The sequence below is a fragment of the Streptomyces sp. NBC_00569 genome (genome assembly GCF_036345255.1).
In the GTDB taxonomy this organism is placed as follows: Bacteria; Actinomycetota; Actinomycetes; order Streptomycetales; family Streptomycetaceae; genus Streptomyces.
Genome location: NZ_CP107783.1, coordinates 9,257,746 through 9,270,189, shown reverse-complemented (window position 1 = coordinate 9,270,189; position 12,444 = coordinate 9,257,746). Strand labels below are relative to the sequence as shown.

Genomic DNA, 12,444 nt, shown 5'->3' with positions numbered 1-12,444 from the left:
AGCAGTGCACCATGGACACCATGCTCGCCGGACGCTTCCACCTGGACAGCAAGAAGTTCGCCGTGGAGGAGATCCCCGTCCCCGTTCCGGGCCCGGGTGAAATCCTGATCGAGGTGAAGGCCGCAGGCGTCTGCCTGTCGGACGTCCACCTGCTCGACGGCTCCCTTGTCCCGCTGTTCGCCACCTCCGACACGGTCACCGTCGGCCACGAGGTCGCCGGTGTGATCCACACCCTCGGCCCCGGCCTCAAGCGCGGTCTGACCGTCGGTACCCGCGTCACCCTGGAGGCCGGCAAAACGTGCGGCCAGTGCGCCGGCTGCGTGCGCAGCCGCCCCTGCACCCAGATGCGCACCGCCGGCATCGACTACGACGGCGGCTGGGCCCAGTACACCCTCGCCCGCGAGGACACCCTCATCCCCATCCCCGACAACCTCCCCTTCGACCAGGCCGCGATCATCCCCGACGCGGTCTCCACCCCCTACGCCGCCGTCGTCACCACCGCGGGCGTACGCCCCGCCCAGTCCGTCGGCGTCTGGGGCGTGGGCGGAGTCGGCGCGCACAACGTCCGCGTGGCCCGCCTGGCCGGCGCCGCGCCGATCATCGCCGTCGACCCGCTGCCCAGCGCGCGCGAACGCGCCCTGGCCTTCGGCGCGGACTTCGCCTTCGACCCGGCTGCCGACGACTTCGCCGACCAGGTTCGCGCGGCCACCGCCGGACGAGGCCTCGACTTCGCCTTCGACTGCGCCGGCGTGCCCGCCGTGCGCGAGCAGGCCGCCGCCGCGCTCGGCCTGGGCGGCTCCCTCATCCTGGTCGGCATCAGCCCCAGGCCCCTCACCATCACCGAGGGCCTCACCTTCAACTACCTGGGCAAGCAGGTGCGCGGCCACTACGGCGGCACCCCCGAGTCCGTCACCGAGCTGGTCCGGCTGGCGGAGGTCGGCCGTCTCGACCTGGCCCCCTCCATCACCGACCACATCCCGCTCGCCGAGGCCGCCGACGCGGTCAACCGGCTGGAAAACAAGATCGGCGACCCGATCCGCCTCATCCTCGTCCCCTGAAAACTGAACAGAAAGTTCAACAAAGCCACCTCGGGCAGGGGTGAGTGGGCGCCGGTGCTTGAGAGAGCACCGGCGCCCACGGCTTCCCGGTCTGGCGCATACCGAGCGTGCCTACGTCTTACACGGCACCGTCGCCGTGGCCTCGCTCCGCCCCTCTGGTTCAAGTGATCCGCCTCGGGATCCCGACGTGGCGAGGACCTTCCCTTCGTCTCCCCTGAAGACCTGGGCCTGTGCCCCGGGGACGATCTCGAACCTGCGGTGCAGGTCGGCCAGTTCACCAGGACTGACGCCCAGTCACTCAGCCATGCGGGGTCGGGCCCCCTGCGGTCGGCGGCGCGACCTCATCCGCCATCCGCCGACCGCCATGTCCGCGCGCGGCCCGACGGTGCGGGGCGATCGCGGCAGACTGCCCACCGACAACTGCCGCGCCTCAAGAACTGGGCACGTCGCTCGTCCATACGCGACGGGGGCGGTCGAGGTACGCCGACAGGTGCTGCATCGTCAGCCGGTCGAAGCCCCTGAGAACCTCGCGATCGTCCCGGCGGGCCGGCGAAATGGTGCTCATTCGACCCCGGAAATGCCCTCCAAGTCCAGCGCTGCCGCGTCCGAGAAGACCTTTGGGGTGCCCAGGGCGCACTCCGCCCAGACCGTCTTGCCACGTCGGGCATGGCGCGTTCCCCAGTGCTCGGCGAATTGAGCGACGAGGAACAGACCTCGCCCGCCCTCGTCGAAGACACGGGCCCGGCGCAAGTGCGGAGTCGTGCTTCCCGCATCCGCGACCTCGCACATGAGGGTGCGATCGTGAATGAGACGCAGCTGGATGGGAGGCCGGCCGTAGCGGATGGCGTTGGTGACCAGTTCGCTGACGATCAGTTCAGCGGTGAAGTCGAGTTCCTCCAGCCCCCAAGTAATCAACTGCTCGGAGACGCTCGCTCTCGCCCGGGCGACCTCGGCCGGGTCGGCACCCACGTCCCAAGTGGCGACCTGACGGTCTCCGAAGGTATTGGTGCGGGCCAGGAGGAGTGCCACGTCGTCGTGCGGTCGGTCTGCGGGCAGCAGCGCTGCGAGGACGGTGTCACAGGTCGCCTCCAGGGAGGCGGAGGACTGCTCGAGCGCGCGGCACAGTCGGGTCAAGCCCGCCTCGACGTCGTGGTCGAGGGCCTCGATCAGGCCGTCGGTGCAGAGGGCTATGAGGCTGCCCTCGGGCAGGTCGATCTCCGCCGCCTCGAACGGCAGGCCGCCCAGGCCGAGTGGCGGGCCGGCGGGCAGCTCGAGGATGTCGGCGGTTCCGTCCGGGGTCATCACGACGGGCAGCCCGTGGCCCGCGCGGGCAAGGGTGCAGCGACCGGCGACGGGATCATAGACGGCGTACAGGCAGGTGGCGCCGATGTCCCCTGCGGATTCGATGACCGCTTGGGCAGAGACTTCGCAAGAGATCTCAGCGGTCAGGCGGATGACGACGTCGTCCAGGTGGGTGAGGAGTTCGTCGGGCGGCAGGTCGATGTCGGCGAGGGTGCGCACGGCGGTCCGCAGCCGACCCATGGTGGCGGCGGCGTGGATGCCGTGGCCGACCACGTCGCCCACCACGAGTGCGACCCGGGCGCCGGACAGCGGGATGACGTCGTACCAGTCGCCGCCCACTCCGAGCTGGGCGGCAGCAGGCAGGTAGCGGCAGGCGACCTCCACGGCGGACAACGCGGGTGTACTGCGCGGGAGCAGACTGCGCTGGAGGGTAAGGGCGGTGGCGCGTGCGTGCGTGTAATGACGGGCGTTGTCGATGGCGACCGCTGCCCTGGCCGCGATCTCCTGGGCGAGGAGCAGGTCCTCGTCCCCGTACGCATCGGGCTTGTGATGACGGAAGAACTGAGCGACACCCAGCGTGTTGCCACGGGCGCACAGTGGTACCAGCAGCATTGATGCGGACGGACCGAGGTGGTGCCGTGAGGGCCGGCCGGTGATCAGGGCGCGAGCCGGTGGCGATCCGTCCGGATACGTTTGGAGCTGCTGCGACGGAACCGGCGACTCCCCGTAGATCGCTTCCAGGGAGGTCGTTTCGGGACAACCGTCCATCACCGACCGCTGGGCAACTCGACGGACCACGAGTGTGCCCTCCGCAGGAGGCGCGTCTCCGGAAGACGTGTCGAGGAGGTCGACGGTGACGGCGTCGGCGAAGTACTCGGTGGCCAGGTCCGCCAGCTCCTGGGCCGTGCGGGCGATGTCCAGGGTCGTTCCGACGCGCACGCTCGCCTCGTTCACCACCGACAGCCGCCACTGCACCTGGCGATCCCGCTCCGCCTGGAAGGCGAGAACGCCTGTCTCCGATGTGCGGTCCAGGTACCCGGTCATCAGTGCGATCAGCTTGCGTGCCTCCGCGTTGATCAGCTCTGCATCGCTGGTGAGCCGGGGCAGCTCTTCGAGCAGCCGGTCGAGGATACGGACCTGCGCGAGCCGGAAGGCTCGCAGCATCGCTGTGACCGGCTTCCCGCGCTGAGCCAGCCAGCGCGCGCGCTCTGCGTCGGCGGGCGGCGGATCGATCCGCCGAGGCTCGATGTCGTGCTCGATACCGAAGAGTATGGCAACGACGTGCTCGGCGATGTTCTCCCGCGTCGTCTGTGAGACATCCGGTTCGTCCCACAGTTCGGGAACCTCGAGCCGCAGGCGTCGCTCTACGTCGTGGATCAGCTCGTCCGCTCGCGGACTGAGCTCATGCGCGGCACGGGACAGAAGGCTGTCCGCGGTGAGGTCCACACTGACGACGCTACGCCGTCCTGGTGGACCGCGAAGCCTCAGCCGGCTATGCGGTGTCGGGGCCGAGCCCGGTCTCACCGGCCGGTCGTGGTCAAGGACGAGCGGGCCGCGAAGCCACCGGCGACCTCGGTGGCGCCCACGGCTTTCCTGTGCCCACGGGGCCGGGCACGGCCGGTGCTCCGGGTCAACCGAGATGGGGCAGCGGCCGCCGGGTCACCTGGCGGGCGTCGCCCGGCGGGACGCCGAGCATGCGCAGGACCATCTCGGCCAGGTCGGAGGCGGCCTCGTCGCCGTCGAGGTCGGGGCGGGCCAGCCGCAGTGCCACGAGGGACAGCAGGGTCCCGCCGAGGGCGGACAGGGCGGTGGTCGGGTTGGTGCAGGTGAAGCGGCCCGAGGCGATGCCGATCTCCAGGTCGCGCAGGGCTCGAGGGGCGAGACCCCGGTCGGTGTGGATCTGGGCCAGACCGCGGTCGCGCAGGATCCGCATGAGTTCAGGGTGGGAGTCGGCCATCCGGGCGGTGAGCCGGAAGCCGGCCGAGACGAGCTCGGCGGGGTCGTCGATTCCTTGTACGCGCTCGTCTATGACCTGCCCGAACTCGTCCAGGGCGTCCGTCACCGCTGCGTCGAACAGCTTCGTCTTGGACTCGAAGTGGTTGTAGAAGGAGCCGAAACCGACGTCCGCGCGCTCGGCGATGGCCTGGATGCTGGCGCTGGTGTCCCCGGTCTCCGCGAGGATCTGCCGGGCCGCACGGATGAGTGCCTGACGGGTCTCGGCACGGCGCCGCTCGAAGCGGTTCATGGGCGGGGCTGACGTCGGCATACGGCGAGTGTAACAACCGTCGCGATGAGTCTGCCATTACTGATGAGATTATCAATTGTTTGGGTCCACCCTATTGACGATGGGTATCGCCAAAGTTGATGATTTCCTCATTACAGCAGTGTTGCTTGGAGGACACCATGTCCCGCACCTCCGTTAACAAAGGCGCTCCCCAGACGCCCCACCAAGACCTCCACAGTGAGCAGGGCTCCTTGCGCGGCGAGCATCCGGGACGGTCCCGGAATCCCGTGATCAAGGTGGCCGACCTGGCCTGGCTGGAGTTCGAGAAGCCCGACCTGGACCGGGCCGAGGTCTTCGCCCGTGACTTCGGCTTCGCGATTGCCGCCCGCACCGAGGGCGAGCTGTGGCTGCGCGGCACCTTCGCCGGCTCGCCGTGCATGGTGATCCGCAAGGGGCGTACGTCCCGCTTCATCGGACCGGCATTCCGCGCGGCCGAGCGGGCCGACCTGGACCGGCTGGCCCGCGCGACCGGCAGTACCGTCCGGAACATCGACGTACCGGACGGCGGGCAGTCAGTCGCTCTGCTCGATCCCTCGGGCCTGCCGGTCCGGGTCGTGCACTGCTTCGAACAGCTGCCCGCCCTGCCCGAACAGCAGCCGCTGATCCTCAACTTCGGCACCGATCACCGTCGTACGAACGCCACCCAACGTCCGCCCCGTGAGCCGTCCCGTATCCAGCGGCTGGGCCATGTGGTGCTGGAGACACAGGTGTTCGCCCGCACCCTGGACTGGTACCTGGACACCCTCGGGATGATCGTGTCCGACTTCCTGTTCCTGGACGGGCAGCGCGGGCGCGGGCCGACGATGGCGTTCGTCCGGTGCGACCAGGGGAGCGTGGCCGTCGATCACCACACGCTGGCCCTGCACCTAGGGCCCGGAAGCGGCTACGTCCACTCCGCCTACCAGGTCACCGACCTCGACGCGATCGGCGCCGGCGGGGAGTACCTGGCCGAACGCGGATACCAGCGCAGCTGGGGCATCGGCCGGCACATCCAGGGCAGCCAGCTGTTCGACTACTGGCGCGACCCCGACCACTTCATGCTGGAGCACTTCGCCGACGGCGACCTCTTCTCCTGCGACCTGGATCCCGGCTGGGCGCCGATGTCGGCGAGCGGCCTGGCCCAGTGGGGCCCGCCGGTCACCCGCGACTTCCTGGGCGCCAACCCGTCCCCCGCCAAGCTGCGTGAGGTCATGACGGCCCTGCGTGGCGACAACGAACTCGATCCCGCACGCCTGCTGGGCCTGATGAAAGCGATGAGCTCATGAGTACCAACGTTCTGCGCACCACCGACGGCTGGTGGGTCGTCCGGGACGAACGCGCCGTCCGCGTCGAGACCAAGGCGGCCACCACCGCCGAACTGATCGCCGACCGGGACGCCGTCCGTGAAGCCGCCGCCTCCGCCGAGAGCGGCACGCCCGTCGCCGACCTGGTGGCGCTCCCCCCGGTCACCACCCCCTGCCGGGTGGTCGCCCAAATGGTCAACTACCGCAGCCACGCCAAGGATTCGGGCTTCACCGGCGACATCCCGCCCACCTTCTTCCGCAAGGCTTCCGGCTCGGTCAGCGGCCCCCATGGAACGATCATCCGCCCCGCCCACGTGAAGTTCCTCGACTACGAGGTGGAACTCGGTCTCGTCATAGGCGCGACCCTGCCCGTGGGCACCGTCGTTGAGGAGCAGGACCTGCCGCGCTACGTCGCCGGCCTTGTCCTGACCAACGACGTCAGCGCCCGCGACGTCCAGCTGACCAAGACCCAGTTTTACGAGAGCAAGTCATATCCGACCTTCACGCCGACGGGTCCGTACCTGGCCCTGCTGGAGCCCGAGGACTTCACCCATCTGCTGAATCTTCGGCTGCGGCTGTCGGTCAACGGCGTGTCACGCCAGGACCGCACGCTGGCCGACATGATCGTGCGGCCCGCGGAGGCGCTCACCCTGCTCGCCCGCTTCCAGACCCTCGCCCCAGGCGACCTGCTGCTGACCGGCACTCCCGGCGGAACGGCCCTGAAGGCCCCGCCCAAGGCGGCCGAGAAGATCGCTGCGCTGCTGCCTCCCGCACTGAAGTGGAAGGCATTCTTCAAGGGGCAGGCCAAGAACCCCAAGTACCTGCACAGCGGTGACCTCATCACCGCCACGATCGCCACACCGGACGGACGGATCGACCTCGGCGAGCAGCGGACCCCCGTTACGGACGCACCGTGAAGGCCACAGCCCGTAGGCCGGTGGTGATCATCGGTGCCGGGCCCGTCGGGGTCACGACCGCCCTGCTGCTCGCCCGGCACGGAGTGCGCAGCGTCGTACTGGAACGCCACCGGGACGTCTACCCCTTGCCGCGCGCCGTCGTCGTGGACGACGAGATCCGCCGGATCCTGCAGAGCGTAGGTGTACACGAGGAGTTCGCCTCCCTCACCCGCTCGGCGCCGGGACTACGGCTGCTGGACGCCCGGCGCCGCGTGATCAGCGAGTTCCCGCGGTCCCTGCACGGGCACCACGGCTTCCCGCAGACCAGCATGTTCGACCAGCCCGATCTGGAACGCCTGCTGCGCGACGCCCTGGCGCGCCGCCCCGAGTGCGAGCTGTGGGGCGGGGTGGAGGTCGTGTCCGTCACCCAGGACACCGACGGACCGAACGATCCCACGGGTCCGGTCCGGGTCACCTTCCGGCGCGACGGCAGCGACGAGGAGGAGCACCTGTGGGCCGATGCCGTCCTCGGCTGCGACGGTGCGGGCAGCGTCACCCGTGACGCCATCGGCACCCTCTGGGAGGACCTGCACTTCGAAGAGAGCTGGCGGGTCATCGACGTGCGCACCAGCCGCCCGGTACGCACCTGGCAAGGCGTCGAGCAGATCTGCTGCCCCAACCGGCCGGCCACCTTCATGCGCGTCAGCGAGGACCGCTACCGCTGGGAGTTCCGGCTGGCCGACGACCAGAACCTGGACGGTCCGGACGGATGGGAGCGCCTGCGCGAGCTGGTCGCCCCCTGGGTGGACCTGCCGCCCGATGCCTCGTCGGGCGACGACTTCGAGGTGATCCGGCAGGCCCAGTACACCTTCCGGGCCCGCCTCGCCGATCGGTGGCGCCGGGGGCGCGTCTTCCTGCTGGGCGATGCCGCCCACCTCACCCCGCCCTTCGTCGGCCAGGGTCTGTGCGCGGGCCTGCGCGACGCCCACAACCTCACCTGGAAACTCGCCCGCGTCCTCCAACAGGGCGCACCCGAGGAGCTGTTGGACACCTACGAACGCGAACGCAAGCCGCACGCCCGCCATGTGATCCGGATCGCGGTCGCCGTCGGCTGGGCCATGACCGGCGGACAGGACCGGGGTGCGGCGTTCCGCCGGGCCGCCGTGGGCACGGCCTGTCGCATCCCCGGCGTGACCGCGGCGGTGAGCCGTGACCTCAGTCCCGCCCTGACCGCCGGTCCACTCGTACGGCGCCGCCCCAGGCTGACCGGCCGCGTGCTGGCAGGCACCTTCTGCCCGCAGCCCTGGGTGCGGCACGACAGCAGGCGAGTGCGCCTCGATGAGGTCCTCGGGGACTCCTTCGCCGTCCTGACCGCTGTGCCGCCCACGGCGCAGATGACGGCTGTGGCCACGGCACTCGGCGCCTCGACGATCCGCGTCGACGACCTGGACGACGACGGCACCCTGGCCGGCTGGCTGGCACGCGGCCGTGCCGACGCCGTCCTGCTGCGCCCCGACCGCGTCGTGATGGACACCATCCCGGCCGGCACCGGCAACTTCACAGACACCGTCGCCTGGGCCCCCCTGCTGCACACGGCCCGCCGAACCGCCGACGCCCGGCCCGCCTGACGAGGAGCACCACACCATGACCACCCCGCACCCTGAGCCGTATACGGAACCCTTCTTCACCCCCGACCCGAAGTCGGCCGCCCACAGCCGCATCGCGGACTTCGCCCGATGGGCGGCCCGGCGCCGGGGTGGCGAAAGGATCCAGGAGCCCACGGACTACCCCGCCCTGTACCAGTGGTCCGTGACCGACCTCGAAGGGTTCTGGGCTGCGGTATGGGAGTACTTCGACATCGACGCGACGACTCCGTACGAGCGGGTACTGGACGAGGAGACCATGCCCGGCGCCCGCTGGTTCCCCGGCGCCACCCTCAACTACGCCCATCACGCGCTGCGCAACCTGCAGCCGGACGCTCCCGCGATCACCGCCCTGGACGAGACCGGAGCCGGCTATGAGATAACGGGCCAGGAACTGCGCGCCCGGGTCGCCTCGGTCGCTGCCGGCCTGCGCGACCTGGGCGTCGGACAGGGCGATCTCGTGGTGGGCTACCTACCCAACACTCCCCACGCCGTCATCTCCTTCCTCGCCACTGCAAGCCTGGGCGCGGTGTGGTCGGTGTGCGGCCAGGACTACGCCCCCAAAGCCGCCGCCGACCGCTTCGCCCAGCTCGAGCCCATGGTGCTCATCACCGCGGACGGCTACCTCTTCAACGGCGCCACACACGACCGCCGCGCCGCCTCGCTCGAACTCGCCGCCGCCCTGCCGACGCTGAAGGCCACGGTGCTCGTGGACCACGTGGGCCTCACCTGGCCCGAGGGCGGGAACCCGGGGCTGACGGTTCCCTGGGAGGACGCGGCCGCCCGCACCGAGGACCTCTCTTGCGTCCAGGTGCCGTTCGACCACCCTCTGTGGGTGGTGTTCTCTTCCGGCACCACCGGACTGCCCAAGGGCATCGTCCACGGGCACGGCGGGGTCCTGCTCGAACACCTCAAGATGCTCGGCCTGCACACCGATCTGGGCGCCGGGGACCGCCTGCTGTGGTACACCACCACCCACTGGATGATGTGGAACCTGGTCGTCTCCACTCTGCTGACCGGTGCCACCACCTGCACCTACGACGGCAGCCCGGCACCGCAGGCACGTCCGGACGTCCTGTGGGAACTGGCGGCCCGTCACAGGGTCACCGTCTTCGGCACCAGCCCGCAGTATCTGCTGGCCATGGCCAAGCTGGGCATCGAACCCTCCGTGCACGACCTGTCGGCCGTCCGTGTCGTCGGCTGCACCGGCTCCGCTCTGCCCGCCTCCGCCTACCCCTGGGTCCGCGACCACGTGGGCGCAGGCGTCCAGCTGGCCTCCACCAGCGGCGGCACAGACATCGTCTCCGGTTTCGCCGGCAGCGCCTCCACGACCCCCGTCTGGGCGGGGGAGCTGTCCGCCCCCGGCCTGGGCGTGGCGCTGGCCGCCTACGACGCGACGGGCGCCCCTGTCCTCGATCAGGTCGGGGAACTGGTCGTCACCCGGCCCATGCCGTCCATGCCGCTGTACTTCTGGAACGACCCCGACGGCAGCCGCTATCGCGACGCCTACTTCGGTGCCTACCCCGATGTGTGGCGGCACGGCGACTGGATCACGCTCACCTCGCACGGCTCGGTGATCGTCCACGGCCGCTCCGACGCCACCCTCAACCGCAACGGCGTGCGCCTGGGCAGTGCCGACATCCACTACGCCGTCGAGCGCCTCCCCGAGATTTTCGAGGCCCTCGTCATCGGTGCGGAGGAACCCGACGGCGGCTACTGGATGCCGCTCTTCGTGGTCCTCGCCGACGGAGTCCGCCTGGACGACCCCCTGCGCGACCGGATCCGCGACGCGATCCGCGCCGACGTCTCACCCCGCCACGTCCCCGACGAGATCCTCGCTGTACCGGCACTCCCGCACACGAAGACCGGAAAGAAGCTCGAGGTTCCCGTCAAGCGCCTGCTTCAGGGTGCTCCCGCCGAGCAGGTCCTGAACCCCGCGGCGGTCGACAACCCCGAACTGATCGCCTACTTCGCCCGGTTGGGCGCGGAGCGGAACAAGCGTTCAACGCACCACACATGACGTCGGTCAGGGGACCACAGGCCCACGTGACAGCACCGGGTCCTTGTGCCCCGCCCGGCTCCGCAAACCCCGTCCCCACGGGGTGGTGCCGGGGCGATCAACCCGCCCCGGCACCACACACAACCGAAGTAAGAGAGAAAAGATGAGCATGACCGACCGCGAACCGCGGGCCCTCGATGTCCTCGACGACGCTGGACGAAAGGTGCTGTTCACCGAGGCCCGCACCGTGAACACCTTCGCCGAGGTGGCCGTTGCCGACGACGAACTCGCCACGATCTGGGAACTCGCCCGCTGGTCGCCGAGCGCCGCCAACGGCCAACCTCTGCGTGTGCTCTTCGTGCGCACCTGCGAGGGCAAGGAGCGACTCGTCCGGCATCTCGACGAGGGAAACAGGGCCAAGACGCTCAGTGCGCCGGCCGTGGCGATCCTGGCGTACGACGCCGACTTCCACGAGCAGATGCCGACAGTCTTCCCGGCCCGCGGCGACATACTGCGAGCAGCGTTCGCCCACCAGATCGACGCGCGCGAGGGCATCGCGGCCTACAACTCGGCACTGCAGACCGGGGTCTTCCTGCTCGCGGTGCGCGCAGCGGGGCTCGCCGCAGGTCCTATGGCGGGCTTCAACAAGGCGGGCGTGGACGAGGAGTTCTTCGCCGGTACCAGCTGGCGTTCGCACTTGGTGGTCAACATCGGTCACCCCGGTGCCGACCCGTGGTTCCCGCGGCTGCCCCGCGTGCCCGTCGAGGACGCCGTCGCCTGGGTCTGACGGCACTGACGCCACCTGGTCGCGCGGCATCCGAAGTCCGAGCGGCCCGGGAGTGGTCTGCGTGGACGTAGAAAATGCCATGCCATAGGCGCCGGTGTTCTCCTGAGTGCCAGGGCCCATTTTTTCGCCCCTGCCCGAGGCGGTTGTGGTGGGCTTTCTGGAAGACACCGTCCTCGTAGCGGCCATCTACAAGGGCGGAGGCCAGGGTGATCAACAGGTGCCCGGTGCCCGCCGGGCCGGCATCGGCCGGACCGGGAACGAGCAGTGGCATGTCCTGGCCGACCTCGAGGACGATGAGTTCTGCCTGCTCGGGCCCGCATCAAGCCGCTTTGACGCTCGTCCGAGGCCTCAGGGTCACGCCGCGGCCTGCGGTGCTCCCGCGGCCGCGGCATGATCGGCCGGACAGGCCCTAGCTGCCGTTGCCCCATAGGCGACGTTGAGCGTACCCACGCTGAGACTGGCACACTGAATTTGTGCTTCCGCTGACGGCCGCCGTTGATCAGAATGCGTTCTCATCGCTTTCTGCTGCCAGCGTCGTGTCGATCAGTGCATTGCTCTTCACCGTAGCCTCATTCTGGTGGATCAACGCCAGACAGGGGCGCCTGGAGACGTGGGAGCCTCACTCCTTTGCAGCGATTTGCCACGGCTCCATGACTCGCCTGCGGCTTCCGCTCGTCTTTCACAACACCGGCGCCAAGCCGATAGTGGTGCAGGATCTCATGCTGAGCTTCCCGGATGAGCCCGCCTCTCATCTGCCGCTCCTGTGGGCATCTTCACCATCTCGTCTCCAACCCGGGCCGGACGAGGAAAAGAAGCTACCAGCCGGATTCGTTGTGCCTGGCAGAGCGGCGCAACAACTCTTCATCGAGTTCGAGGCACCGTTTTCCGGGTTGGTTCTCGAGGCCCGCGACTACAAGGTTCGAGTCCAAGTGAGGGTTGGCCACCGCAAGGGTTGGCGCTCGCTTCTGACGTTCACCTTGAGGACCACCAACATCATTTATCCCGACCGGTATGCCGTCTACATCAACGCCCCTGTCGAACTGACGAAGGAAGACCAGGAAAAGGCAGACTCTGCGCTCCTGGAGTTGTTGGAGGGGCAGGGAAAGGGCCCTTCCACCAAGGGCGAGATCAAGCGGCGAGACTCTCCGAACGACGAGGGCAACGCCGGTACGGACCTTTAGCTCGGAGACGT

General features: G+C 69.4%; 9 protein-coding genes. 7 read left to right on the top strand and 2 right to left on the bottom strand.

Annotated elements, in window-relative coordinates; genetic code table 11:
- Positions 1-11: 11 nt before the first annotated feature.
- Entirely contained in the window at positions 12-1,058 is a 1,047-nt protein-coding gene (locus OHO83_RS41885; protein ID WP_266666253.1) for a zinc-binding dehydrogenase, read from the top strand.
- Between the two features lie 561 nt (positions 1,059-1,619).
- Here the strand turns inward: OHO83_RS41885 and OHO83_RS41875 are convergent.
- Together OHO83_RS41875 and OHO83_RS41870 are read right to left on the bottom strand one after the other, a co-directional pair.
- Positions 1,620-3,806, bottom strand: coding sequence for an ATP-binding SpoIIE family protein phosphatase (locus tag OHO83_RS41875; RefSeq protein WP_266666255.1), 2,187 nt, complete (start codon positions 3,804-3,806; stop codon positions 1,620-1,622).
- Positions 3,807-3,990: 184 nt separating this feature from the next.
- Entirely contained in the window at positions 3,991-4,626 is a 636-nt protein-coding gene (locus tag OHO83_RS41870; protein WP_266666257.1) for a TetR/AcrR family transcriptional regulator, read from the bottom strand.
- 137 nt (positions 4,627-4,763) lie between these two features.
- On the opposite strand from OHO83_RS41870, the gene OHO83_RS41865 reads away from it, so the two are divergent.
- From OHO83_RS41865 to OHO83_RS41835, 6 genes are all read left to right on the top strand, one after another.
- A complete protein-coding gene (locus OHO83_RS41865; RefSeq protein WP_266666259.1) occupies positions 4,764-5,909 on the top strand; it encodes a VOC family protein in 1,146 nt (381 codons plus the stop codon).
- Entirely contained in the window at positions 5,906-6,844 is a 939-nt protein-coding gene (locus tag OHO83_RS41860) for a fumarylacetoacetate hydrolase family protein (protein ID WP_266666261.1), read from the top strand. The genes OHO83_RS41865 and OHO83_RS41860 overlap by 4 nt, the downstream gene beginning before the upstream one ends.
- Positions 6,841-8,451: a bifunctional 3-(3-hydroxy-phenyl)propionate/3-hydroxycinnamic acid hydroxylase MhpA gene (mhpA, locus tag OHO83_RS41855; protein WP_266666263.1), complete on the top strand. Its 1,611-nt coding sequence runs from the start codon at positions 6,841-6,843 to the stop codon at positions 8,449-8,451. The genes OHO83_RS41860 and mhpA overlap by 4 nt, the downstream gene beginning before the upstream one ends.
- A 16-nt stretch (positions 8,452-8,467) precedes the next feature.
- Positions 8,468-10,486 carry an acetoacetate--CoA ligase gene (locus OHO83_RS41850; RefSeq protein WP_266666265.1) on the top strand — a complete coding sequence of 673 codons (2,019 nt, stop codon included), beginning with the start codon at positions 8,468-8,470 and terminating at the stop codon, positions 10,484-10,486.
- Between the two features lie 142 nt (positions 10,487-10,628).
- Positions 10,629-11,252, top strand: a complete 624-nt coding sequence (locus tag OHO83_RS41845; protein ID WP_266666266.1) for a malonic semialdehyde reductase — start codon at positions 10,629-10,631, stop codon at positions 11,250-11,252.
- Between the two features lie 473 nt (positions 11,253-11,725).
- Complete coding sequence (locus tag OHO83_RS41835) at positions 11,726-12,433, top strand: hypothetical protein (protein ID WP_266666268.1); 708 nt, start codon at positions 11,726-11,728, stop codon at positions 12,431-12,433.
- Positions 12,434-12,444: the final 11 nt, after the last annotated feature.